Raw genomic sequence first — 22913 nt, 5'->3', positions numbered from 1 at the left:
TTATTTGTTAAAGAGAACAAAACGAAAAAAACTCATTTCCCTTTAGATGGGTAATGAGCTTTTATTTTGTACAGAAATTCTCTTCTTAATTTCTGTTTAGATTCGTGCGTTTTTGTGCCTGCCACACGTGGATCATACTAGGAATCCCAACGCTCATACTCACGATGAAACTCCACATCACATAACGCCATTCACCGGTATAAATAGCGATGATTATAAAAAACAACAACTGTCCTACAAGAGCAAATAACGCAGCAATCCAAGCTAGTGTAAGGTTCTCCTTCATTTCATCTCTCCTATTGGAAAATGATTTAAATCTATGAAGTCATGCAATAGTGCCTACACTAACATTAACATAATTATCCAATTTATGGTTAAGTATTTAATCTTCTTTTACATGTAATCCTAACAATGTAGAAAACACGATTGCTTGCTCTCGTGATACGGTACATCCTTTTAAACTGGTGAGGTCTACGTGAATAGTATTGAATGTGCATGTACTAATATCGATCCCGTTTAAGGATGTTACTGTAAAGTCAATTTCCTCAATATTACACGATTCAAATTTTACTGCATTCAGCTTTGTTTCGTAAAAGTTTGCCTGCTTGAGTGAGGATTGGTCGAACAAAACGGGCTTTAAGTCAGTTTCTACAAACTCACTCATGTCTAACATACAGTTTTCAAACGTCACATTTCTCAGATTCGCTTTTTCAAAATCAACACCCATCAGCTTGCAATCTTTAAAATGAACGCGGTACAGAATACCTTCTTTAAAGTTTGTGTTAGAAAGATCACAGTTTTCAAACACAACATCTGTCATGTCTATTTTATAAAAACTCGAATGAATGAGCGTTACATTATTGAATTTCACTTTAGACAAAATCAGCTTGTCTATTTCTTCATTCTCTAAAAATGCTCCCATGATCGAGCAATCGTGAAGATATGGATCTTCTTCTAAATACAGATCTCGAAACCGAGCTTCTTCTAAATGTCCTGAAATCTTAGGTAGATCTACTTTGAATTTTTTTGTCATTTTCTTCACTCCATTTACATGATTATATTAAATCAAGCTTACAGAAGTAAAAATGCAAATAGTAGTCTTTTCTTTTCTTCTGAAATCTGTGCAAAGAAAAAAAACCGCTGCACAAAATTGTCAGCGGTTCTTAAATTTATTAGTAAGCTCCCTGAGAATACGTGAGCTCATAGCTATGTGTATAGATTTCAAAGATATTGCCGAATGGATCTTCTACATACACCATTTTGTAAGGTTTTTCGTTCGGATAATACTCACGAATCGGCATGCGCTGCTTGCCGCCATATTCTTTAATTTTCTCAACGATCCCTTCGATGTCAGGGTCTTGGATACAAAAGTGGAACAAACCTGTCTTCCAGTACTCGAAGTTGTTTTCCGGCTTTTCGTTATGAGGAAACTCGAACAGTTCAACTCCAATCTTGTCACCTGTAGCTAGATGAGCAATTCGGAAAGTTTCCCAGTCATCACCGAATACATCACGGCACATTTGTCCGATCGGTGTATCATCATTCTCTACATCAGAAGGCTCCATGATAACGTACCACCCGAATACCTCTGTATAAAATTTTATGGCTTCTTCTAAATTTGGCACGGATAAACCAATATGAGAGAATGTTCTTGGATAGATTGGCATAATCGTATTCCTCCTTTTATTTTTGATTACAGGAATCATTATACCCAGACATACTAGGCGTATGTAAGAACGCACTTTAAAGTGACATACTATCCTTAAGGTAAGAAAGGACTGTTATGCTCATGAAGATATCAACACATGACGATGGTAAATTAAAATGCTCGATCGAATATACATTGCAAAAAATAGGCGGTAAATGGAAAACAGTTATTCTATGGCACTTAGCTGTGGATGGTACATTGCGTTACAACGAATTAAGAAGTCTGCTGCCGGGTGTGACACATAAAGTACTATCGCAGCAATTAAAGGAATTAGAAGAAGAAGGCTTTGTTGATCGTAAATCATACAATACGGTTCCACCAAAAGTAGAGTATACATTGACTGCATTTGGCGCAACTCTACTGCCCATCTTAAAACAGATGCATGAATGGGGAACAGAGCACGGAGATTTGGCATAATAAAAGGAGGCTCAGTGCTCTTGACCATAAGCCGCCTCCTTTAGCTTGTAGCTTGTTTAAATTTGTGATAAGCTTTTTCGAATGGTTTGTTGTAGTGAAACACATAGCGGATCCTCACTAATCCCTATGAAGAGACTTTTTAACAGGGACACACAGTTAGCCATTACAAACCAATACTTTTCAGATGATAATTCTTCTTTTTGAGATTTTAAAAGGGCGGGAATATCTTCTACAAATTGTTTTAATTCTTCTAATCCTACCTCTTTTTTGAGCATAGCAAGAACAGCTGTAACAACGCGATCATCTTCTCCATGCAAAAAACCAGTCGGTGTTGTACAATATTTTTTCAAAAGCACTTCTAAGATAGAAAAGTATTCATCTTCATCAATTTTTTCACTTTTGATCAGTTCTTCGCACGTGTCTGCCACATGAGCAATACTGTGTGCCCAACCTTTTACTGGTACATAACCTCTAACATCTCGTTCCAACTTCATATACTTTTTGATATTATTTTTCACTTCAGTAAGTTTTTCTTTTGAAAGAAAGTCCACTTCGATATCTTTATGGATGATCACAGCAATTAATATCGTTGTGAAAGTACGTGTGAAAACAGAATCTGTCCCACTTTCGCCTAATCCTTTAAATAAAAGGTGCTCTACACTATAATCCAGGAGTTTTTTTATAGTCTGTGAGTCGAGCTGATCGTGGATAATTGACATATAGAACGATCGGTAAACCATCTCTCTCAGATCACTATTAGGTGAACCGATATGAAGGATCATCGCATCCAAAACAACTTCCTTATCGATATCTTCCCATGACTTCTCTTTGTTATTTATCGAAGTTAAGAGTGCTAACAATTCGGTTCCTTCTACGATTGTGTTGCTTTGGAACAATGTCGCCATTATCTTTATCCCCCATTTTCTGATCTATCTTCTTCATTATACAAAAAGAAGGAATAATTAAGGATATATTTTGGAAAAATTTGTTTAACTCGTTACAATTCTGTGGAAAGCTTGTTAGTTGTTATTGGAATTTTGGATACAATGATACAATAAAGAAAATGAGTTGAAAGAGTGAATGCGATTGAAAAAATATATGTTTGTTGCGTTATCTATATTGTTTTTAGCAGGCTGTAGTTTTAATAAGCAAGAGACTACGAACAATATCTTTTTAATTCCCGAAGGTTTTGAAGGCTCTATCTTTACGTTCTATAACATGCCTGACGAACCGCCTTTAAAAAAAGAAGATAATTATACCGTTATTCCAGTTAAAGAAAAAACGTTGGATGTGTTAAAAGATACTGAGATCAGTCAGTATGGTGTTTCATTCACCTCAACGAAGGACATGATCTATGGAGTTGTGAATGATAAATATTATTATGTTGATAAAAACGGAAAACGCAAAGAAATCAACGACCAGTGTATCAGTCTTGGATCGAACGGTGGTTTTTCAGGCAGAAACGGTGAAGATATTAAGTATTCCGTTATTCAAATAACTTCTTCTAGTTGTGGTCCTTCATTTAAAGAAAACGGAAGAAATGATTTTAATGCGCAAGTGAACCATGTAGGAAAATATTATTTCCAAAAGCTAGCTATAAAGAAATAAGCTATGGTGCTGGGGGATTACAAAACCTCCTGCACCCTTTTTTTATCTATGATTGTCACCTAATAACAAGTCAAGAACAGCTAGAAATAACTTTAGAGATTGAATGAATGATACCGTTTCCATGCTGCCTTGTGCTGTTTCATTTCAAATTTATGTGTTGACAAGCCTAAGATACAGCCTTTATAGTAATCCATATTATTCTGAATAATCATTTTGATAAAAGCAACGAACGGGAGTAGTAAAAGTCATTTTGTAGTCTAGAGAGCTGCGGGTTGGTGGAACGCAGTCTATGAAAACTTTGAACTCGCCCTGGAGCAGCAAGACAAAAAGAACGCGTTCTCTATGTTTTGACGACTAACCTTCGTTAACAGGTTCTACAAGCAGGATTCTATGACGAATCAACAAGAGTGGTACCGCGGTCAGCCAAAGGCTTATCGTCTCTTTTCTCACAACTGAGATCAGAGATGATAAGCCTTTTTTTGTTATTTGTTTTATAGATTCTAACATCACTTTAAGAGAGGTTATGAAGATGAAAAAAAGCACAGAGAACTTACAACGAACGATGACTTCTCGTCATATTATGATGATGGCTCTTGGAGGCAGTATCGGAGCTGGACTTTTTAAGGGCAGCAGTGCCGCTATTGATTCAGCAGGTCCTTCGGTTGTTCTAGCCTATTTGATCGGCGGAATCATCTTATTATTTGTGATGCAGGGTTTAGCAGAGATGGCTGTTCAAAACAGTGGTGCCCGAACGTTTCGTGACCTTGTTCAATCTGTACTCGGTATGTTCCCCGCTTATTTTCTTGATTGGATCTATTGGAAGATGTGGGTGTTAAACATTGCGGCAGAAGCTGTAGTGGCAGCCATTTTTCTTCAATATTGGTTTCCGGATACACCGATTTGGCTGTTAGCCTTTTTTGTTTCAATCGCCGTTACGATCGTAAATCTGTTATCCGTTAAAATATTCGCTGAGACGGAGTATTGGTTAGCCCTGATTAAGATCAGTGTGATCGTTATTTTTATTCTTTCAGGACTTCTGCTTTTATTCGTTTCGTTTGGTGGCCATGTTGCACCAAATTTCACGAACTTAACGGATCAAGGAGGTTTCTTCCCGAACGGTTCAGCTGGTCTTATGACAGCTATGTTAGTGGTGATCTATTCCTATGGTGGAACGGAGATTATCGGTGTAACCTTAGCTGAAACGAAGAATCCAGAAAAAGTAGTACCAAAAGCTGTTCGCAGTACATTAACTCGAATCATAGCCTTTTACTTGTTTCCCTTCTTTATCATTGTTGGCTTAATTCCTTGGGATCAAGTAAATGGCGTGAACGAATCACCTTTTGTTATGGTGTTTCAGATGATTGGAATTCCTGGAGCTGATCATGTCATGAACGGTGTGATTCTTCTTGCGATCATCTCATCCATGAACTCTGGGTTATACGGTTCATCACGTGTGTTGTATACACAAGCCGTAGACGGTCGAGTTCCTCAGATTTTCGCTCGACTTTCATCTAAGAAAGTTCCTTTTGTCGCTATTCTGATGTGTACAGCTTCTCTATATGCAGGTGTACTGATTTCTATATTTGCAGGCGGCAAAACCTTCAACTATCTTATGGGATCACTCGGCTACACGGTATTATTCATATGGATGATTATTGCCTTTGCTCATTTAAAATCAAGAAAACAGAATAAGGAGCTTTCCGGTTATTATGTAAGGTGGTTTCCTTATACAACTTGGGTTGCGATTCTATCTTTATTTGCAATACTAATCGGAATCGTCCTCACAACTTCTGTTATTATCACTGGCGTAACATTAGGTATTTATTTGCTGATAAGCGCAACTTATATGTTTAGAAGAAAATCACTCAATACAAATCAAGAAAAGGTTGCTAGTTAACAAAAGAAAACGCTCTTAACCGAGCGTTTCTTTTACCTTTTAGCATTTGTATTCATCGCTACTTTATTTAACCTTAGTTTATCTACCTTTGCTTCTAGTGAGCGTCTACGAGATAAGAAGATGCATGAAGCAATAATTAACATACCTCCTAGAATTGTTTGACCATCTGGAATCTCTGACCAGAATAAAAAGCCCCAAAAGGCGTTAAAGACGATTCCAATGTAACGGGTAACTTCTACAACGATAACATTTTCATGCGTAAATGCACTTGTTAAGAATAACTGTCCTACTAAAGATACAACTCCGATACAGATCAGATAAAACAGTTCTAATGGTGAAGGTATCACAAATTCGTTCCACATTAAAGGTATACTAACCAACGTTGCTGTAGCGAGAAAATAAAATACGATCTCATAAGAATGATGTCTGCTGCTTAAATAACGAATAGAGGTGGCTGCACAAGCTGCGAAAAAAGCACTTCCTACACCAATTAGCGCATACATGGAATAGGACGAAAACTCCTGTGGTTTTATCAGCAAGAAAGCCCCTGCTAATACGACAGGAAGAATATAAAGAAGCGTTTTCGTTAGCTTTTCTTTTAAAAATAATCCTGCTAAGACTACGGCAAAGATGGGAGACAGATGAGCCAGAATACTCGCATCTGCTAACGGTATTTTAGCGATTGTATAAAAATAGGCTAATAGATACAACGCACCAAAGACTCCTCGAACCATAAGCATTGGTACACCCGTTTTTGAAAAGGCTACCTTTTTCTTTTTCATAATAATAAAGATAATGATTGTGCCTATCAAACTTCTAAAGAATACACTTTCTGAATAAGGGATCGTTAAACTTACTGCCTTAACGAGAGCGTTCATAATACTGAAAATAAAGGAAGACAAAATGGCGAGCCAAACACCGTTTTTCATTGTAATCGCCTCTTTCTTTCCTTCATAATGTTTGTTACTTCTCTCAATGAAGATTCTCTTCTTGCTCCAATTAATGACTCTTTTATTCCTAACAGTGATTCAATCTGCTTACACTCTGATTCAAATTTTTTGATGAGTCTTTTCATCTCATGCATTGGAATTCCTGAATTCTCTGCAAGTCCATAGATCACGATCAATTTTTGATAATCTTCGAACGGTATCCTGGGGACAGTCCACACTCCCTTATTTTCTTCTTCTGCTTTTTTAAAAGGAACTGCTGAGAATTCAAAATATCTCCCCTCATGATCAGGCTCTGAAAATGGGTCGATGAGAATAGAAGCATAGCGTATATAGAGCAGATACTCCTGTTTGACCTCCTCGTATTCTGAAAAATCATCAATGTCCTCTCTTTGGATGCATTCTGTTGGAACTGGATAATTATCGTCATTTAAAAACTGCAATAAATTGATCGGTTTTGCTCCTAATTCATTCATTAATGTAGAAATCTCTTTCCAGAGCCTCACCATAATTCTTATTCTTTGTGGTGTGATGGGACCTTCAGGAAACAACTTATACATATACTTCGTACCATTAGTATGAAGGCCGAATATTTCATTTAAAGTAAATCTATTTAAGAAGAAGGCAGGATGCACATATGTTGTTATATTTCTACATTCCGCATCGAGAGGATGATCGACGATCTCCCCATCGATATTCATTGATTCTAAAAATTCTTGCAGTGTATTTAGCGTACGGCTTTTACGATTTGATGAACCTAGATAAATACGTTTTTTATATGCCTTTGTATGAGCCTTTATAGCAGAATTAAGAGATTTAGTAGCAGCAAAATATGTTGACATGCTGATCACTTCAACTGTTTCTTGTAACAGCAAATTTTTCACGAGATCGTTTGAACCGATGTTTGGAGCTAGCAGAACTATGGTTCTTACGCGCTTTAAATCAGCAGTTTGAAGTGACTCTATTACGTTTGCATAGCTCGTACAGGGAGTTGCAAGAATAACCGTATCCCATTCATCAGATAGTTGAGATACATCATCAAAAAAACAATCCACCTTTGTCGTCAATTCTGCCTCTTTACCCTGAATAGTAAGACCAATTTCAAACTGATTTTGATTCAGTTCTTTTTTAATCTGTTCTGCACGTGCACCAGGCCGATTATACAATCCTATTCTTTCACTAAAGCCTGCATTGAAAAACTGGACAGCTGTTTGAATGGCAGCTGGTCCAACTCCTGCTATTAGGATATTCCCGAGATCTTTTGAACGTTTCGTACCCACGTTTGCATCACTTCCTTTACTTACATTCATGCATTTACCTTCTCTAAGACCATCGTGTCATAGATACCGTCTGTTCGTTTAACGCTCTGCAGTTTCCAGTCTTTCGTTAGGTTCATTTCTAACGGATAGTTAAAGATTGATTTTAATCCGTTTCCGTATCTGAGAATCACTTTTGTATGAGGCTGTAATAAATCCTTTAGTTCATTCAGTACTTCCCGTTTATTTCTGACTAGTGAAGCGATTAAGACATGAGTAGTCATTTTGGCAAAAGGTAGATCGTTTCCAACAGATTTAGAGAATCTAACGTTTTCTTGTAAGCCTGTAATCTCAGAGACTTTTCTTCCCATCTCTACCGCTTCTTCATCAATGTCTATACAATGAACTTCAGCATTCTTCTCACTTGCGATAGTGAGGGCAGAAATGGGAAACGCTCCAGAACCTATAAATAATACTTTAGAGTTCTCATTGATATGTAATTCATCCAATTCATGTTTCACAGTTTGAGAGAGTGTAGTTATGTATTCACTTGCATTCAATTGATGGTTACATGTGCGCACACTTTGGTATTTTTCCATCTCACAAAGAGCTTGTACGGAAGCTTCCCGGAGCTTTTCAGACAGTGACAGAATATCCTTGTCTTTCCCCCATTCCTGCCATCGGTGCAGGTTTATAGGATCTGTCATAAAATGGTGAAGACTATCCAGCTTTACTTTTAATAACTCGTAACACTCATCACATTCTTTGGCAAACTTTGAAAGTTCATTGATCTCATACTCGGTGACTTTCAAAGATAGTAATAATTGAAATCTCTCTTTCACTCGTACCTCCATAAAATATATTGTAAATCGTAATTATTACGATTTGATTTTTATATACTATCATCACTCTACAAAACGAGTCAATAAATAATAAATATAGTCCCAAATTGAATACCCTTATACTTCTCTTCTAGGTAAGAAAAGAGTCAAACACAAAAAAGCACTGCAAGATGCTGCAGTGCCAAAAGTTTAATAGATTTATTTAACCTTAGAGATATTGGAAGGTTTTGATTCTGTTCCTAAGGTATCGATCGATGTTACGTAGTAATAGTACTTTTCTGCATCTTGATCTGTATAATTCTTTCTTTCATGAGCAGAAACACTTCCCACTTGTTCGTATTCTCCGTCTTTCTTTTCACTTCTATAAATTCGATAACCCACAATGTTATCCTTGCGAACCGCGTGCCAAGTTACAAAGCTTCCGTTCACTTCCACATTTTCAGGAGATTCAGGAGGTGTAACTGGTTCTTTAACTTTTTCTTGCTGTAACTCAGCAAAAACAACAAGTCTTTCTTCATGTGTTCCTTCTTCTCGATCAAAAACGCCAGAGCAAGTAATTAGGTTCAAGTTTTGACCACTAGAAGTTTGAAAGATCTCATCAATTGGAGCTGAGTTTCTTTGATAGCTTTTTTGTTTTTTAACCACAAAAGTAAGTGCTGCCCCATTTTTATCCGTTACTATGATTTCATCACCCTGCTCTAGATTCTTAAGATTAAAGAAAATAGCCGGCCCCGTTTTGCTATCAACATGTCCTGCCAAAACTGAGCTACCTCTTCCACCAGGTTTCGCTCCAGGTTCGAACCACCCTACGCTATTGATATCTTCTGGCACCCCCATTTGTCCGTTTTCTAAAATCCCTACCTGTTCGATTGGTGCCTTCACATCGATTGATGGAATCTCAATTTGAACTGGGATGATACCTTTCTTTTCCGCAGATTCTCTTCTTTGAGCTTCAGTCAGCTTTTTCACTTCGGACTTTAAAAGCGTAAACTCTTTTGTTAAAGGGCTCTCATTTGTTTTTGATGCTTGAGTTGTATCTTCCAACTTGGACTTTTTAAGCTCTCCGGTTTGGGATTCATTTTGTAACGGAGATGCTTGAGACGGAAAGATTCCATAATTGTAAGCTGCCAGGACAAAACAAAGCAGACTGCTGATGGAGAGAAAGATGATTTTTTTCATGTGAACAATGCACCTCTTTTATAAAAAAAGAAGAGAGGTTTCCCCCCTCTTCTTATGTGGTTTTATTATTGGTTCGTAGACTTTCTTCTGAATAAGAACAGTGCTGAGACTGCTAATAGTGACCCTAGACCAGTTAGAGCAATCGCAGAAGTAGATGTAGAATCACTTGCTCCACCGAATCCTGTTTTCGGCATATCTGATGGCATTTCACTTCCTGCAAACTTGTCTGGCATCTGAGTTACAATCGCGCCACCTAACGCTTGACCTACACCAAACATATATTTGTATCCTTCACGGAATGAAGCGTATGATGCATCATAATCTCCTGCAACGTATTGATCAAATGTTTGTCTCACTAAGTCTTCATGTGTTTTAATGGCTTTTTCAGCATCAGCAGCTGGCATGTTTTCAGCCGTTGCTGCTCCTAAGAATGCACCGAAGTCCACCGCAAACTGATCAAGTTTTGCTTTTGCTTCTTTCGCTTTTGCCTCATCACCTTCTAGTGTTGCTGCAACGATTTCAGATTGTGCGTTAATATGGTTTCCTTGCCATACCTTTTCAAACTGAGCGGCTCCTTCTTCACCATAGATAGAAGCGATAGCTGCTTTGAAATCAGCTGTATGAGCATCTTCAGCCCAGCTTACAAAATCATAGTCTTTTTTCTGATCAAATCCTTTTTGCATACCTGTTGCAGCTAGTGCAAAGTGTTCTGCGGCTAGGCTGTTTAATGTGGAACGAAGATCTGCAGCTGGTGTATCTGATTTTGTATTCTCAAATTTCTCAGGCATCTGTGTAGTGATTGCTCCTGCTAAAGCATCACTGATTACGTACATGTGTTTATACCCTTCACGGAATGTTTCATTGGCTTCTTTATAATCGCCTTCTACATAATTATCAAACACTTCTAATACTTGAGCTTCGTGCACTTTTACTGCTTCTGTGGCAGCTTCTTTTGGAAGTTTGCCTTCTGTAGCTGTACTTAAGAACGTGGAGAATTCTTCAACGAAATCTGCTACTTCTTTTTCAGCATCTGCTCGAGCATTTTTATCTTTTTCCTTGGCTGCATTTACAAGGTCATCTGTGTAGTTGTTGTGTTCTCTAAAGATTCTCTCGAATTCAGCTGCACCTTCTTCACCATATACAGATGCAATTGCCGGTGTCATATCTAGAGCGTTCTGATCAAGAGCTTTGTTTGCAGCCTCAGCATCTTTCGCTCCATCGTACGATTTGGTCATAGCTGTCACGGCTAAGACAAAGTGTTCAGATAATAGATAATCCAAGTCAACTCTTAACTGAGAAGCTGGTGTGTTCACCGTTGGTTTCTCAGCTGCTTGTACATTTCCAGCAGTAGGAATCAATAAGGATACGCTTAATGCGGGTACGATTAGTTTTTTTAATTTCATAATAAGTTCTCTCCCTTGTCTCTAGAAATTTTTAAGTTAGCTAACTTTCTTATCTAGATAACGGGAGGTTTTTCAGGTTGGATCACTTTTTTCAACTTTTATTTATGACTTTCTAGTTTTGTTACGAAAGTTAGAATGTAATAATACTTAAAAAACCCTATTAAAGCGGGATTTCAAGAACATATAACAGGCAGTTATTTTACTTCTTCAATGATGGATTCACCAGAGCTCCCCTCAGCCCATCTCCATTTTTCATACAATCTGATTCTTCCATCAGTCAAGATTTCAGGCTGCGATATACATGCCCCACCTCTTATTTCATCAGAAGTGTTCACATGATTGTATCTAAAGTTCAAGCTGCCATCTTCTTTACATATTCCGATTAACGTGCCTTTTAAGATTTCTCCACCCGCGTAGGAAGCCGTCACGATGTTTCCCTCTTGTTTGTAGTGAAACGTTGTTTGTGAGGATACTTCACCGTTCGAAGAGTTTTGTATCGACATGAATACTCTTCCGTCATAATTTACCATCTTTCAACCACCTTTTTAGAATATTCACATAACTTAACATAGAAGTTCGTTTTTTCCCAGTAAATGATATTCATTTGATGCTTGGCTAACAGATATATAGTTGGGTTTCATCATCGGAGGGAGTTTACTTCATGTATGATCACTTAAAAAAACTGCAAAAAAAACACCTCAAAAGAGCAAGTGAAGTCTTAACGAATTCGTTTATTGATAATCCGATGTTTGTTTATTTTTTCCCTATCCCGAATAAAAGGAGAAAAATTTTACGTTCTGTCTTCCCTATGGTCCTTCGAATCCTGCAATCTAACGGTTCATTGTATGTAACGTCTGATCATGTAGAAGGACTCTTTTGTGTATCTCAGCACGGAGAGAAAACAAAGATAGGAAAATTAATACTTGCTGCTCTATCATGCGCGTTTCGTCTGCCCGGTGTTTTCATACAACTATCTATGGTAGATTTTTTGAGAAAAGCGAGTCGTTTACAAGCATCCAATAGCAAACTTAACTATTATAAGAAAAACTATGAAAACTTTCTATTGGTCGATTCAGTATGCGTAGATCCACTCCACCGACATCAAGGTCACATGACCGCTATGATGAGTGCCGCTGTTGCAGAAACCAACCAGAAAAGAACCTTTTGTTTGCTTCAAACAGAAACACTGCAAAATGTGAGTATCTATAAGCACTTAGGCTTTTCACTCGTTGAAGAGATCACAAGTGAACATATTCCCTTCTCTACTTTTGTAATGATCTATGATCCATTTGGCTTAACGACAAATAGAGAACTAGATACATAAATGCTAGTTCCCCTGGCTTCATTGCTATCTTTTTCAAAATCAATTAATCATCGTCTTTAAGAAGCTCTTTCATCATCTTCTCTCTATTATTTAAAAAGTACTTAGTTACTTGAAAATGATCTGTGGATTCATAATCTATGGTAGATATCTTTCCATCATCGAAACTTAGTATATCCGCATTCGGATAACCTAATAAGATCGGAGAATGAGTTGCAATAATAAACTGCGTATCACCTTGAGTTGTTAGATCATGAATAATCTTCAAGAAAGTGAGTTGTCTTGAAGGTGAAAGAGCAGCCTCAGGTTCATCTAGTAAATAGATCGCTTTCCCTTTAAAACGGTTCAAAAAAAGAGACAGAAAGGATTCACCATGAGATTGTTTGTGTAGGGAACGCCCTCCATAATCACGGAATCCTGTATTGTCTACTTCTTCAAGATGAGTAGCAAAGCTGTAGAACGATTCTGCGCGTAAAAAGAACCCGTTCGATACTTTCGGCAACCACGAAAGCCGAATAAAATTTCCCAGCTCTGATTCTGAAGCGTACACGTCATACATATTGTTGCGGCCTCCTCCAGCTGTATGAAAGTCACACTTGTCCGCGATCGCTTCTAACACCGTCGACTTCCCTGTTCCGTTCTCTCCCACAAAAAAAGTCACGTTCTTTTCGAGATGTATCTCATCCAGTTTGCTGATCGCAGGAATAGAGAACGGATATTCTTTAAACGATTTAATCTCATCACGCAACAGCTTAATTCTTTTTAAAAACATTAGCATCACCTATTAAAAAGTATAACAAATGAGAGCAGCCGTTCACCGTCTTCAGTCATAATTCGTCCCGACTATACTCGTTAACTGTTATCTGTTATCTGTTATCTATCCAATCTAGAGGATAATCTGTCCAATGTCTGAAATAATCTGTCCGATCTAAAGAGGAATCTGTCCAAACTGGTATGTAATCTGTCCGATTCCAGCTTCACGTCTACTCCAACCCCATTCCCTTTCCAGTAATATCTCAAGATAGCTAATCCTCCAATGACATGATAAACTATTTTCTTGGTTAACCTCTTTTTTTATTATTCATTTAACGAAGTGAACTACTTATAATTTTGGCATTCTTTTAATGCCAAGGAGGACATATATGAGAAAACAAATCATGACTGCTTTATTGCTCGTTACAGTTCTGGCTGCGATGGAAGGTACGATCGTGAGTACGGCTATTCCGCGTATCACGAGTGATCTTTCCGGCATTGAACTTGTAAGTTGGGTCTATGCGGTTTATATGCTGGCCACTGCGGTATCGACTCCAATATACGGAAAGCTCGCTGATCTATTCGGCCGAAAAAAGGTCATTCTTGCAGGGATTGTTCTATTTTTGATCGGATCTGCTTTATGCGGTATTGCCATGTCCATGGAACAACTCATTTTCTATCGAGCGATCCAAGGTCTTGGTGCTGGTGCAGTTATGCCGATAACGATGACCATCATCGGGGATCTGTATGCTGAAGCAAAAGAAAGAGCCAAAGCACAAGGTTGGATTTCAGCTGTGTGGGGAGTTGCTGGTGTTTTAGGACCATTAGCAGGTGGATTTCTTGTTGATACTTTGTCCTGGCGGTATATCTTCTTCTTAAATATACCGTTCGGCCTTCTTGCTTTCTTCATACTTGCAGCGAATTACAAAGAAAATCTTACACAAGGAAAGCCCTATATTGATTATTGGGGAGCTGTTACGTTTTCTCTTGGTACGATCGCCTTTCTTTATGCGCTTTTAACAGGAAGCCAAACACAAGATTGGAGCAACCCTATCCTTATTGGGCTATTTTTAACTGCGATCCTGCTTTATGGGCTTTTTGTTTATATCGAAAAAAGATCACCTGAACCACTTATCCCTCTTAACCTTTTCACCAATAGAAAGGTTTTAATCGTCAACTCACTCACGTTAATCTCTGGTGCTGTTGTTATCTGTATCACGATTTATTTACCGATATGGAGCCAGGGTGTTATGGGAAAAACAGCGACACAAGCAGGTTTTGTTCTCATGCCCCTTCCTGTGATGTGGACAATAGGTTCACTCGTTGCTGGGAATTTAGTAGGACGCTTAAAGGACAATTGGATTATTACTCTTGGTATCAGTGTCGTAAGTGCAGCTTCCTTGATGTTCTATCTGTTAGATGCTCATTCTCCAACTTACTTAATATATGTTGCATCGGGTGTTCTAGGGCTTGGCATGGGGCTTATCACACCTATCTACATGCTTATTATCCAATCTTCTGTACCATCTAATAAACGCGGAGTAGCTGTAGCATCCAATACGTTCACAAACACATTCAGTCAAACACTCGGATCTGCTGTGTTTGGTACAATATTTAACCTAATCACGATCTCTAAGGCTGAAAAAACAGGACAAAATCTTGATCTCAATGCTTCTTTTGACCATGGTGGTGAACTCCCTACCAGCCAATTGGGTCAGCTTCAAGAGATTATAGCTTCTGGAGTTCATGCTATTTATGGAGTGACTCTCTTGTTAACCATCATCGGAATCGGTATATCCTTTCTCCTTTTAAAAGACAGAAATGAGGAAATTGAGTCATCAAAGGTACACTAATGAACCACTGCATAAATCGATCATCCATTTATTTCAAATTGAACAACACATATACCTATGTTACAGTAGGCACATAAGTTAACATTGTTAAGGATTAAAGATATATAATACAACTTCTATGAGACGGCACTTAATAAGAAGTGTCGTCTTTTCATTTACTCTAATACTTAGGAGAATGATAATGGCTAACAACGACAATTATGAGATAGATGAAATGATTAAATATGTAAAAAACTTTAAAGACTCATTTCTTCATGATGAAAAACTAAATTATCTTCAGATTGAAACGATGATCTATCTGCTTGAAAATCATACACAAACCATTACAGAATTAGCCGAAAAAATAGATACTACTCCAGCTTCAACGTCTACTATAATTGATCGGCTTGCAAAAAAAGAGATGGTGGAAAGGCAATATACAGAATCCGATCGAAGAAAAGTATATGTATCCTTAACAGAGACCGGTTCACAAGAGATTAACAGGTTATTGACCAAGAAAAACGAGATTATTTCCTCATCCCTATCGCCGTTAACATCAAAAGAAAAGCTAATCTTTGCAAAACTAAACGAGCTTTTTCAAAAGATTAACGACTAATTGTTCAGACTAGCATCATGAGTATTGAAAAACCTGCTAATCCAGTGATGAACGATATATAGCTGCTTTCCTGATCATCTGGAAGTTCTTCTTTTAGAACGTTTAATATGATACCTCCAGCTAACAAAGCAACTAGTATAGATACGATCAGTTCATGCAAGACCGTGATAGCTCCGATACCCCAACCAATTATTATAGCGGCTGTAAGTAACACTCTTCCATACTTATCATATTTTTGTTTGTGATCCTTCCTAAGACCATGATCATTAGCGACAAAGTGAATGCTCAGTGCCAAAAAGAAGAAGAACATTCCCCATTTTGTCTCGTACTCTTCTCGAATGAGTAAATACCCAATAACAGCATTGTAAAGAAAGAATGATGCCATATGGACCCAGAAGACACCTGAAGAAACAGGTACCTCTTCTGAGTTTGACTGTGCTCCTTGTTTCTTTTTGGAATTCTTAACTAGCCGCTCAAGTCCATAAAAAAGGGCAAGACCGAGCAAGGCAATTAAATAGATATGATCTTCCACATAATGACCAATCCCGTGGTTAAGCCGTTCTCCTACCTTTTGTTGATAGTGACCTAGATCAGGTATAAGATGTAAAAAAACATAAGAAACCGCTACCCCTCCAGCAAAAGATAAAAACTTATTTCGAGGGGAATCATTAATAAAACTTAAGTACTTCGAACTCAAATGAACGAGAGCAAACCCGATTACAAATAGGAAACTCAGCATTGTTTTTGTCATCTCGAAACTCCTCTCTCTATTGATGGTATACATTCAGTTAGTATGTATCTATTTCCCTTTTCGATAAACAATACTATCTACATTTCAGAAAATAGTTAAATATCTCAGTGTACACGTCTATACTTGTCCACAACTTCTTTCATATACTATTAAATCGGATGAGTGAAGGATGTGATAGATATGGAAAAAACAAAAGAATCATATGTGTTCGACGCACAAATGGCTCTGTTCCTGGCAGTGATGTCTTACAAAGCTTATATCGTTCACGATCTTTGTACGATTGAACTACCAAAGCATTACGAGATGAAACGAGAGATTATTACCGATTCAGGTGAAACATTTGGATTTATTGCTGAGTCAGAGGATTCCTTAGTAGTTGCTTTTCGGGGAACAAAGACCATGGATAATGTAAGTTCATATCTGGATGTTTCTCAGATTCCTTATACCTATGTGACGAATAGTGGTTTAACCCACCGTGGAATCACTAAAATTTACAGTACATTTCGTGATTCTCTTCTAGAAGATATCAACCAGCACTATTCAGCTGATAAGAAACTTCTCGTTACAGGTCATAGCCTTGGCGGAAGCCTAGCTGCTTTGTTTACGTTAGATGCAGCCGTTAACACAAACTTTAAGAATCCCATTCTCTATAGTTTTGCAAGTTTACCAATCGCTGATGAGAATTTCACCAAAAAGTTTTATAAAGAAGTAAAAAACAGCATACGTGTAGTCAATGTACACGATGCCATCTCAAATTGTATGACTCCTCTCTTTTTTAAGAATAAGCCTCTTTTAAACCTCCCGATTGGACAAGAATACAAACTTAATTTTAAGAACAGGTTATATATCCAAAACCATAGAATTCTCTGTTATATCCACTTCTTAATCAAGCAATACCCCATTGAATACAAAGAACTTCACAAAAAGTATCCAGGTTTTTTTCCCGTTACCTCTTTGTGTGAGTGATTGATTCTATCCGTTTAACACGTGTTAAATGGGTATATTTTTATGTATGAAAGATTTCATATCCAATTCATTTATATACCCTTTCTTTCCTCAATGAAACGCAACTGATCACGAGTTAGTCATTTGGTAACATGAATTGTCATAATCCCCTACTTTCGAGGTGTAAGTCTACTTGAAAAAAATAGAGAATGCGCTTCATGTCTAATTCATCCTTTATTGATAATATATAGAAATCATGAAGGGAAGGGAATTTTACAATGAGAAATCTATTGAGCAAGTTGATACTCTTTTTTGTGGTTATAACTTTTCTATTCGTTCCAACGAAAGTGCAAGCTCATGGACTATTAACAGAAGGCAGTCAGGGTTATGAGGTGTCCATTTTACAAGAAAAACTAAAAGCTCTTGGTTTATTCTATGGACCCGTCACGGGATATTATGGCCCTATTACAGAGAGAGCTGTTGCTAACTTTCAGTATGAAACCAATCTAGCGGCAGATGGCGTTGCCGGTCCTGCTACCTTTTTAATGCTACAAGACGTAGAAAAGATGGCTCGTGTTGTTCATGGTGAGGCGCGGGGCGAATCCTACTTAGGCAAAGTTTCCGTAGCTGCTGTAATATTAAATCGTCTAGAAGATTCCGCTTTCCCCAAAAATGTAAGTGATGTTATTCATCAAACGAACGCTTTTACGGCCGTTCATGATGGACAATATCATCTCCAGCCTTCCCACAATGCTTACCGTGCAGTACTAGATGCGATGAAAGGTTGGGACCCCACTTACGGGTCAGTTTATTATTACAACCCTGAAACTGCAACAGACACGTGGATTTTCTCAAGATCTTCCGTTACGAAAATCGGCAACCATCTTTTTGCGAAGTAAATGTGTGTGTAATAAAATTGATGGGTGAGACAAAGTAGATTTGTCGAAAATCGTTTAAATTAATTTATCCGTGAATATATTGATGATTACCGTGAAATTATTAACGATTACCGTGAAATTAATTGGCATTACCGTGAAATTATTTATTCTTAATTCTTTTTTGCGTTTATGAAGAACAAATATCAATTTCTGTTTGTCTACAGCTTGCATGTAAACAAAAAGGTGTGCCCTTATCCCGCGGCACACCTTTTTTCTATCAGATATTATTGAAATGTTTTACTTACATGGATGAATTCTCGATAACCTGAACGTGTCAGATGATAAGTGTCATCTAACAAACCGTCTCTTATTAAAGAATTGAGTGTTTCTTCTGGAATGACGTCAATCACTTGATCCATACGTTGATTTAGGTCTTCAAGCGATGCGTTCTTAAGAGTGACCGGATTCATCATACGAACGATTCCTTCAATACGAGAATCTCTTTTTTGGAAAAATTGCGGTGTTTTCTTGAACACATTTTGTATACGATCTTTAAATTGATTCAATTCTTGTTTTGTGTTGAAGCTTTCTGTCTCTTTCTCTCTAATTTTCTCGTTAAAGTATGACATTTCTTCTTTGCTTAACTGTGCACGCGAGAACAGTTCGTTATAGATCTGTGTTTTATCCATCTCGATCTTGGCTAGTTCTTCCTCTTTTATGCGCTGTGTTTCCCAGATCTCTTCTTCATCAATTACTTCTTCTTGTTCATTTTCTTCGTTATTCTCTGTTACTTCTTCTACCTCTTCAGGTACAACGATTGTTTCTTCTTTCTCCTCAAAGAGCTCTAATTGCTCTTGATCTGGTTCTTCCGCTACAACAGGTACTGGGGTTGCCTCAAACGACTGAGTCACTCGCTCTTTAGACGTGTATGATTCAATCATCTTCTCTAACTTGCTGACCTTGTTAAAATAGATGAGTGAGATCGTTATAGCGAACAATGAACTAAATACCGAGATAAAGTCTGAAAAGCGGAAAACGAATGGTGCTGTTGCAATCTTATAAAAGATCAGTAGAGCAAACGCACCGATAATAATAATCTTTAACCAGCTTTCACGATTCTTAAATTCTGCTGATTGTTCACTGTTGTTATTATTTTTATTTGATAAATTCTTTAATCGTTTCATATTCTTACCTCTTTCATAGAGATTGTCGTGCAGCTTTTTATTTTAAACGAAATATGTAAAAGTGGAAAGTAAAAGGAACATTTCATCATGTAAGTATCATGTTTCTTACATGCATTTTAACACTTTAGGACATATGTCCTTCCCAACAGATCCACTTCTATTCTTTAATGATTATAGAATTTTTTATTAGGAAGTGATGAGATGAAAGGAATAGTGTTTGCATTTTTAGCTGGTGCTTTTATTACATTGCAAGGGGTCGCGAACGCACGAATCAGCCAAGACATAGGCTCATGGCAGGCAGCAACGATTACTCAATTGACCGGATTTATCGCAGCTGTTCTCATTGTATTGATCGTAAAGGATCAAAAATGGAAACAATTTAAGAAAGTGCGACCTATTTATCTAACTGGAGGGTCATTTGCGGCAGTTGTCATCTATGGCAATATTTACGGAATCCACTCTATAGGCGTAACGCTAACGATCGCCGTGATCTTAATCTCACAGCTAGCGATCACGTTTTCGATCGATGGAAAAGGCTGGTTTGGCGTATTGAAAAAAGAGATGAAGGCTCCACAATTTATTGGGATCGCGATGATGATCGCTGGAGTCGTTATTTTGAAATTTTAAAGCAGAAAGCAAAAGAATGAGATGAGGTGATTGAAAAAAATGAGAGAAATTCACGATACTGAGCTGCTTCAGCACTACATGGAGACTTTTGAAATCAAACCTATCTTAAATGATGAACTTCTACCTTACCTGACTTTGTACAGCTATGATCATGGTGAATTGATCTGTACGCAAGGTGACCCTTATAACCATCTATACTTGTTAGTAAAAGGGAAACTTAAGATTTTCAACACATCGCCTGAAGGCAGAACACTCATTCTTTCATTTAAGACACCTTTGGATGTTGTCGGAGACATTGAATATGTGCAAGGAACGGACTTCATCAATACCGTTGAAGCGGTCTCTGAAGTGCATATGATTGCGATTCATCATCGCTGGTTAAAAAAGTTTGCGAGCGATCATACGCCGCTCTTAAAATTTCTCTTAAACGTGATCACCCAGAAGTTTTATGTAAAATCAAGTTCTTTAAGCTTCAACCTACTATATCCGGTCGAAGTGCGTTTTGCGAGCTACCTTCTGTCGGTTTGCTTTGACGAAGGAGATGCTTTGTATAGTGGCAAACTGAGTACGAGTCACCTTATAGATGCCGCTAACCTAATCGGGACAAGTTATCGCCACTTGAACCGTGTCATCCAGCATCTCTCTAAAGAAGGCCTTGTGGAACGTCATAAAGGTTTTATTGAAGTGAAGAATCGAGAAGGCTTAAGCGAACTAGCTAATCACCGGAATATATACGAAAAATAAAGGAGCGTTCAACATGCTTATCGGTTTACTCTTTGCCATTCTGGCAGGCATACTGGTTGGTCTGCAAAATATTTTTAATACACGGGTCAATGACCACGCAGGAACATGGTCGACCACAGCTCTTGTACTAGGTCTAGGATTTTTAGCATCCATGACGCTTGGTGTTGTTTTTGAAGGAAGAGAATTGTTTGTCCTCAAGAACATGGAAACTTGGTTTTGGTTTAGTGGATTGATCGGTGTGGGCGTTGTTGTTTGTTTAGTTCAAGGCACACGACTGCTCGGTCCAACATTCGCCATATCTATCGTCCTAACGTCACAGCTCGGTTCTGCTCTCATGTGGGATTCGCTCGGGTTGTTCGGTCTAGAGAAAATTCCGTTTACTTCTCAGCAGCTTTTAGGTGTCCTCGTCATCATAGGTGGGGTTATCGTGTTTAAGTTTGGTGGGAGTACCCGTGTAGAACAAAGTAAAGTCTCAAAAATGAATCACACCTTAGAGCAAAGTGCCTCAGTTGAAAGATGATTTACGTATTTCTTACGTAGTCATCTTTTTTAGAATTTTTATTATGGGTTACGGTACGTGATTTTATATTTATTACACGTTCACCGGTAAAATGGAGTTTTTCACCTCTAAATGAAGTTTAACAACCTATAAATGCTTAGATTCAACCGGTGCGTATGAGTTCTTCACCTGAGTTGCACGCTCTTTCACCGCAAACCACTTTTTCACGAAAAAAAACGCCCACCAAAGTGGACGTTTTACATCTTTTAGAGATTATTATTCGTAACTTTTTGCTCCAATATATCTTTCTGACCAATAAGAGCTGTTAAGTTCAGCTGTTGTTACGCCTTTTGAGGAAGAAGCATGTACGAATTGATCGTTTCCGATATAAACTCCGGCATGACTCGGTCCGTCACCTTCTAGATTAAAGAATACGATATCTCCTACTGCTGGTGAATCGACCTTCGTTCCTTCTGCGTAAATATCATCTACGGTACGAGGCAGTTCAACATTTCCTGCTTCATTAAAGATATATTGTAAGTATCCGCTGCAATCAAATCCGTCCGGTGATTCTCCTCCCCACTTATAAGGCGTTCCTTCATACTTCTTAGCCACTTCAACGATTGAAGAATTACTTTCTGATGAATCGATTCCTAACGCTTTAAATGTTTCGTCACCGGCGATGCCATCCACCGTGATTCCTTTATCTGCTTGGAGTTTCTTTACGGCATCTGTTGTGTAGTCACCATAATAATCCGTTGTTTTGCTATATGAAAAATATCCTTTTTTGTCTAACGTTTGTTGGAGGTCTTGTACATCTGAATGCTGCGTCTCAGGTTTCAGCGTTTGATCTCCAAGAGCGGCTTCACCCACTATCGGATTGAACGCCACGACACCTGCTATTGCTAATCCTGCTGCTGTTTTTTTCAAAGTAACATCCCCTTTTCTTATTTAATCTGACCTGTCCCATACTAACAGGTGGAGATGACAGAGACATTGTGAAGGAATTACAGCGGTATAACAATTTTCGACAGAATGTATGATTAATTACACATTGTAATATTTGAAAAATAATGAAGCCTTAAAATCATGGAAGCAACTTTTTGCGCAATGTGGACAAATAGAAGGAAAGATTAGCCGTATTCTGTATAGAGTATATAAAGGGCAAAAAAGGGTAAGGAGGCATCTATTTGGAGTTCCCGTTCATTCTTACTAACTTTTGGGATGCATTGATTGCTATACCCGCCATTATCATCATGATTGAAATCCTCAAGATCTTCTTTCCTTACATCTCTCTTTGGATACCAACGATCGCCTGTTTGCTGGGCTTAATTATATCTGTTTTAATTGCGCATCCGCATAGTCTTTGGACTGGTATCGTTATGGGAATTGTCTATGGAGTCGCTGCAGTAGGATCATACTCAAGCTTTGTTTACGTTATTTATAACTATCGAGATAAGAAGCCCAACAATCCTTATAAATAGTTGAATGCTATGAAAAGTTCGT

General features: G+C 37.9%; 26 protein-coding genes and 1 other annotated feature. Of the genes, 12 read left to right on the top strand and 14 right to left on the bottom strand.

Going from position 1 to position 22913, the window contains the following annotated elements:
* Positions 1 to 85 precede the first annotated feature (85 nt).
* The 3 genes from ACNJYY_RS06335 to ACNJYY_RS06325 all read right to left on the bottom strand — a co-directional run bounded on the left by ACNJYY_RS06335 (position 86) and on the right by ACNJYY_RS06325 (position 1667).
* A complete protein-coding gene (locus ACNJYY_RS06335) occupies positions 86 to 286 on the bottom strand; it encodes a hypothetical protein (protein ID WP_197222318.1) in 201 nt (66 codons plus the stop codon).
* Positions 287 to 382: 96 nt separating this feature from the next.
* Entirely contained in the window at positions 383 to 1033 is a 651-nt protein-coding gene (locus ACNJYY_RS06330; RefSeq protein ID WP_416731020.1) for a pentapeptide repeat-containing protein, read from the bottom strand.
* 139 nt (positions 1034 to 1172) lie between these two features.
* A complete protein-coding gene (locus ACNJYY_RS06325; RefSeq protein ID WP_066392318.1) occupies positions 1173 to 1667 on the bottom strand; it encodes a lactoylglutathione lyase family protein in 495 nt (164 codons plus the stop codon).
* A gap of 122 nt (positions 1668 to 1789) precedes the next feature.
* Between ACNJYY_RS06325 and ACNJYY_RS06320 the strand changes: the two genes are divergently transcribed.
* Positions 1790 to 2125, top strand: a complete 336-nt coding sequence (locus tag ACNJYY_RS06320; protein WP_144701765.1) for a winged helix-turn-helix transcriptional regulator — start codon at positions 1790 to 1792, stop codon at positions 2123 to 2125.
* A gap of 56 nt (positions 2126 to 2181) precedes the next feature.
* Here ACNJYY_RS06320 and ACNJYY_RS06315 read toward each other — a convergent pair whose 3' ends face one another.
* Positions 2182 to 3030 (bottom strand): DUF2785 domain-containing protein, encoded by an 849-nt coding sequence (locus ACNJYY_RS06315; RefSeq protein WP_416731019.1) that lies wholly within the window; start codon positions 3028 to 3030, stop codon positions 2182 to 2184.
* Positions 3031 to 3211: 181 nt separating this feature from the next.
* Between ACNJYY_RS06315 and ACNJYY_RS06310 the strand changes: the two genes are divergently transcribed.
* Both ACNJYY_RS06310 and ACNJYY_RS06305 read left to right on the top strand, forming a co-directional pair.
* The gene (locus ACNJYY_RS06310) at positions 3212 to 3733 is read left to right on the top strand and encodes a DUF6843 domain-containing protein (RefSeq protein ID WP_416731018.1); all 522 of its coding nucleotides are present in this window, start codon (positions 3212 to 3214) and stop codon (positions 3731 to 3733) included.
* Between the two features lie 216 nt (positions 3734 to 3949).
* Positions 3950 to 4178, top strand: a binding site (T-box leader).
* A gap of 84 nt (positions 4179 to 4262) precedes the next feature.
* The gene (locus ACNJYY_RS06305) at positions 4263 to 5630 is read left to right on the top strand and encodes an amino acid permease (protein ID WP_416731017.1); all 1368 of its coding nucleotides are present in this window, start codon (positions 4263 to 4265) and stop codon (positions 5628 to 5630) included.
* A gap of 32 nt (positions 5631 to 5662) precedes the next feature.
* On the opposite strand, the gene ACNJYY_RS06300 is transcribed toward ACNJYY_RS06305, so the two are convergent.
* The 6 genes from ACNJYY_RS06300 to ACNJYY_RS06275 all read right to left on the bottom strand — a co-directional run bounded on the left by ACNJYY_RS06300 (position 5663) and on the right by ACNJYY_RS06275 (position 11787).
* Entirely contained in the window at positions 5663 to 6559 is an 897-nt protein-coding gene (locus ACNJYY_RS06300; protein WP_416731016.1) for a DMT family transporter, read from the bottom strand.
* Complete coding sequence (locus tag ACNJYY_RS06295) at positions 6556 to 7887, bottom strand: opine metallophore biosynthesis dehydrogenase (RefSeq protein ID WP_416731015.1); 1332 nt, start codon at positions 7885 to 7887, stop codon at positions 6556 to 6558. The genes ACNJYY_RS06300 and ACNJYY_RS06295 overlap by 4 nt, the downstream gene beginning before the upstream one ends.
* A complete protein-coding gene (locus ACNJYY_RS06290) occupies positions 7884 to 8675 on the bottom strand; it encodes an SAM-dependent methyltransferase (RefSeq protein WP_416731014.1) in 792 nt (263 codons plus the stop codon). The genes ACNJYY_RS06295 and ACNJYY_RS06290 overlap by 4 nt, the downstream gene beginning before the upstream one ends.
* A 198-nt stretch (positions 8676 to 8873) precedes the next feature.
* Positions 8874 to 9854, bottom strand: a complete 981-nt coding sequence (locus ACNJYY_RS06285) for a sortase domain-bontaining protein (protein WP_416731013.1) — start codon at positions 9852 to 9854, stop codon at positions 8874 to 8876.
* Between the two features lie 65 nt (positions 9855 to 9919).
* Positions 9920 to 11257, bottom strand: coding sequence for a copper amine oxidase (locus ACNJYY_RS06280; protein WP_416731012.1), 1338 nt, complete (start codon positions 11255 to 11257; stop codon positions 9920 to 9922).
* Positions 11258 to 11451: 194 nt separating this feature from the next.
* Positions 11452 to 11787 carry a n-acetylglutamate synthase gene (locus ACNJYY_RS06275; protein WP_416731011.1) on the bottom strand — a complete coding sequence of 112 codons (336 nt, stop codon included), beginning with the start codon at positions 11785 to 11787 and terminating at the stop codon, positions 11452 to 11454.
* Between the two features lie 131 nt (positions 11788 to 11918).
* On the opposite strand from ACNJYY_RS06275, the gene ACNJYY_RS06270 reads away from it, so the two are divergent.
* A complete protein-coding gene (locus ACNJYY_RS06270) occupies positions 11919 to 12581 on the top strand; it encodes a GNAT family N-acetyltransferase (protein WP_416731010.1) in 663 nt (220 codons plus the stop codon).
* A gap of 43 nt (positions 12582 to 12624) precedes the next feature.
* On the opposite strand, the gene ACNJYY_RS06265 is transcribed toward ACNJYY_RS06270, so the two are convergent.
* Positions 12625 to 13350, bottom strand: coding sequence for an AAA family ATPase (locus ACNJYY_RS06265; RefSeq protein ID WP_416731009.1), 726 nt, complete (start codon positions 13348 to 13350; stop codon positions 12625 to 12627).
* A gap of 370 nt (positions 13351 to 13720) precedes the next feature.
* Between ACNJYY_RS06265 and ACNJYY_RS06260 the strand changes: the two genes are divergently transcribed.
* Together ACNJYY_RS06260 and ACNJYY_RS06255 are read left to right on the top strand one after the other, a co-directional pair.
* A complete protein-coding gene (locus tag ACNJYY_RS06260) occupies positions 13721 to 15184 on the top strand; it encodes an MDR family MFS transporter (RefSeq protein ID WP_416731008.1) in 1464 nt (487 codons plus the stop codon).
* Between the two features lie 181 nt (positions 15185 to 15365).
* Entirely contained in the window at positions 15366 to 15779 is a 414-nt protein-coding gene (locus tag ACNJYY_RS06255) for a MarR family winged helix-turn-helix transcriptional regulator (RefSeq protein ID WP_416731007.1), read from the top strand.
* Between the two features lie 4 nt (positions 15780 to 15783).
* Here the strand turns inward: ACNJYY_RS06255 and ACNJYY_RS06250 are convergent, their stop codons facing one another.
* The gene (locus ACNJYY_RS06250) at positions 15784 to 16530 is read right to left on the bottom strand and encodes a hypothetical protein (RefSeq protein WP_416731006.1); all 747 of its coding nucleotides are present in this window, start codon (positions 16528 to 16530) and stop codon (positions 15784 to 15786) included.
* Positions 16531 to 16710: 180 nt separating this feature from the next.
* On the opposite strand from ACNJYY_RS06250, the gene ACNJYY_RS06245 reads away from it, so the two are divergent.
* The gene (locus ACNJYY_RS06245) at positions 16711 to 17496 is read left to right on the top strand and encodes a lipase family protein (RefSeq protein WP_416731005.1); all 786 of its coding nucleotides are present in this window, start codon (positions 16711 to 16713) and stop codon (positions 17494 to 17496) included.
* A gap of 257 nt (positions 17497 to 17753) precedes the next feature.
* A complete protein-coding gene (locus ACNJYY_RS06240) occupies positions 17754 to 18374 on the top strand; it encodes a cell wall hydrolase (protein ID WP_416731004.1) in 621 nt (206 codons plus the stop codon).
* A gap of 263 nt (positions 18375 to 18637) precedes the next feature.
* Here the strand turns inward: ACNJYY_RS06240 and ACNJYY_RS06235 are convergent, their stop codons facing one another.
* Positions 18638 to 19537 (bottom strand): hypothetical protein, encoded by a 900-nt coding sequence (locus ACNJYY_RS06235; protein ID WP_416731003.1) that lies wholly within the window; start codon positions 19535 to 19537, stop codon positions 18638 to 18640.
* 201 nt (positions 19538 to 19738) lie between these two features.
* On the opposite strand from ACNJYY_RS06235, the gene ACNJYY_RS06230 reads away from it, so the two are divergent.
* The 3 genes from ACNJYY_RS06230 to ACNJYY_RS06220 are packed head-to-tail and all read left to right on the top strand — an operon-like array spanning position 19739 to position 21428.
* Positions 19739 to 20164, top strand: a complete 426-nt coding sequence (locus ACNJYY_RS06230; RefSeq protein ID WP_416731002.1) for a DMT family transporter — start codon at positions 19739 to 19741, stop codon at positions 20162 to 20164.
* 39 nt (positions 20165 to 20203) lie between these two features.
* Positions 20204 to 20908 (top strand): Crp/Fnr family transcriptional regulator, encoded by a 705-nt coding sequence (locus ACNJYY_RS06225; RefSeq protein ID WP_416731001.1) that lies wholly within the window; start codon positions 20204 to 20206, stop codon positions 20906 to 20908.
* 13 nt (positions 20909 to 20921) lie between these two features.
* Positions 20922 to 21428, top strand: coding sequence for a DMT family transporter (locus ACNJYY_RS06220; RefSeq protein WP_416731000.1), 507 nt, complete (start codon positions 20922 to 20924; stop codon positions 21426 to 21428).
* 255 nt (positions 21429 to 21683) lie between these two features.
* On the opposite strand, the gene ACNJYY_RS06215 is transcribed toward ACNJYY_RS06220, so the two are convergent.
* A complete protein-coding gene (locus ACNJYY_RS06215) occupies positions 21684 to 22337 on the bottom strand; it encodes a C40 family peptidase (protein ID WP_416730999.1) in 654 nt (217 codons plus the stop codon).
* 260 nt (positions 22338 to 22597) lie between these two features.
* Between ACNJYY_RS06215 and ACNJYY_RS06210 the strand changes: the two genes are divergently transcribed.
* Positions 22598 to 22891, top strand: coding sequence for a hypothetical protein (locus tag ACNJYY_RS06210; protein ID WP_416730998.1), 294 nt, complete (start codon positions 22598 to 22600; stop codon positions 22889 to 22891).
* The last annotated feature ends 22 nt before the right edge of the window (positions 22892 to 22913 follow it).

The organism is Fictibacillus tiangongensis (genome assembly GCF_048083785.1).
Taxonomy (GTDB): Bacteria; Bacillota; Bacilli; order Bacillales; family Fictibacillaceae; genus Fictibacillus.
The sequence above is the reverse complement of the archived record's forward strand: the minus strand, read 5'-3'. Positions and strand labels throughout refer to the sequence as shown.

Excerpts from the sequence above, each read along its gene's own strand:
- ACNJYY_RS06305 (WP_416731017.1), top strand. The coding sequence starts at position 4,263 with ATGAAAAAAAGCACAGAGAACTTACAACGAACGATGACTTCTCGTCAT.
- ACNJYY_RS06235 (WP_416731003.1), bottom strand. The coding sequence starts at position 19,537 with ATGAAACGATTAAAGAATTTATCAAATAAAAATAATAACAACAGTGAA.
- ACNJYY_RS06240 (WP_416731004.1), top strand. The coding sequence starts at position 17,754 with ATGAGAAATCTATTGAGCAAGTTGATACTCTTTTTTGTGGTTATAACT.
- ACNJYY_RS06315 (WP_416731019.1), bottom strand. The coding sequence starts at position 3,030 with ATGGCGACATTGTTCCAAAGCAACACAATCGTAGAAGGAACCGAATTG.
- ACNJYY_RS06335 (WP_197222318.1), bottom strand. The coding sequence starts at position 286 with ATGAAGGAGAACCTTACACTAGCTTGGATTGCTGCGTTATTTGCTCTT.
- ACNJYY_RS06250 (WP_416731006.1), bottom strand. The coding sequence starts at position 16,530 with ATGACAAAAACAATGCTGAGTTTCCTATTTGTAATCGGGTTTGCTCTC.
- ACNJYY_RS06295 (WP_416731015.1), bottom strand. The coding sequence starts at position 7,887 with ATGAATGTAAGTAAAGGAAGTGATGCAAACGTGGGTACGAAACGTTCA.
- ACNJYY_RS06255 (WP_416731007.1), top strand. The coding sequence starts at position 15,366 with ATGGCTAACAACGACAATTATGAGATAGATGAAATGATTAAATATGTA.
- ACNJYY_RS06260 (WP_416731008.1), top strand. The coding sequence starts at position 13,721 with ATGAGAAAACAAATCATGACTGCTTTATTGCTCGTTACAGTTCTGGCT.
- ACNJYY_RS06265 (WP_416731009.1), bottom strand. The coding sequence starts at position 13,350 with ATGTTTTTAAAAAGAATTAAGCTGTTGCGTGATGAGATTAAATCGTTT.
- ACNJYY_RS06230 (WP_416731002.1), top strand. The coding sequence starts at position 19,739 with ATGAAAGGAATAGTGTTTGCATTTTTAGCTGGTGCTTTTATTACATTG.
- ACNJYY_RS06275 (WP_416731011.1), bottom strand. The coding sequence starts at position 11,787 with ATGGTAAATTATGACGGAAGAGTATTCATGTCGATACAAAACTCTTCG.
- ACNJYY_RS06325 (WP_066392318.1), bottom strand. The coding sequence starts at position 1,667 with ATGCCAATCTATCCAAGAACATTCTCTCATATTGGTTTATCCGTGCCA.
- ACNJYY_RS06300 (WP_416731016.1), bottom strand. The coding sequence starts at position 6,559 with ATGAAAAACGGTGTTTGGCTCGCCATTTTGTCTTCCTTTATTTTCAGT.
- ACNJYY_RS06330 (WP_416731020.1), bottom strand. The coding sequence starts at position 1,033 with ATGACAAAAAAATTCAAAGTAGATCTACCTAAGATTTCAGGACATTTA.
- ACNJYY_RS06270 (WP_416731010.1), top strand. The coding sequence starts at position 11,919 with ATGTATGATCACTTAAAAAAACTGCAAAAAAAACACCTCAAAAGAGCA.
- ACNJYY_RS06245 (WP_416731005.1), top strand. The coding sequence starts at position 16,711 with ATGGAAAAAACAAAAGAATCATATGTGTTCGACGCACAAATGGCTCTG.
- ACNJYY_RS06225 (WP_416731001.1), top strand. The coding sequence starts at position 20,204 with ATGAGAGAAATTCACGATACTGAGCTGCTTCAGCACTACATGGAGACT.
- ACNJYY_RS06285 (WP_416731013.1), bottom strand. The coding sequence starts at position 9,854 with ATGAAAAAAATCATCTTTCTCTCCATCAGCAGTCTGCTTTGTTTTGTC.
- ACNJYY_RS06220 (WP_416731000.1), top strand. The coding sequence starts at position 20,922 with ATGCTTATCGGTTTACTCTTTGCCATTCTGGCAGGCATACTGGTTGGT.
- ACNJYY_RS06280 (WP_416731012.1), bottom strand. The coding sequence starts at position 11,257 with ATGAAATTAAAAAAACTAATCGTACCCGCATTAAGCGTATCCTTATTG.
- ACNJYY_RS06320 (WP_144701765.1), top strand. The coding sequence starts at position 1,790 with ATGAAGATATCAACACATGACGATGGTAAATTAAAATGCTCGATCGAA.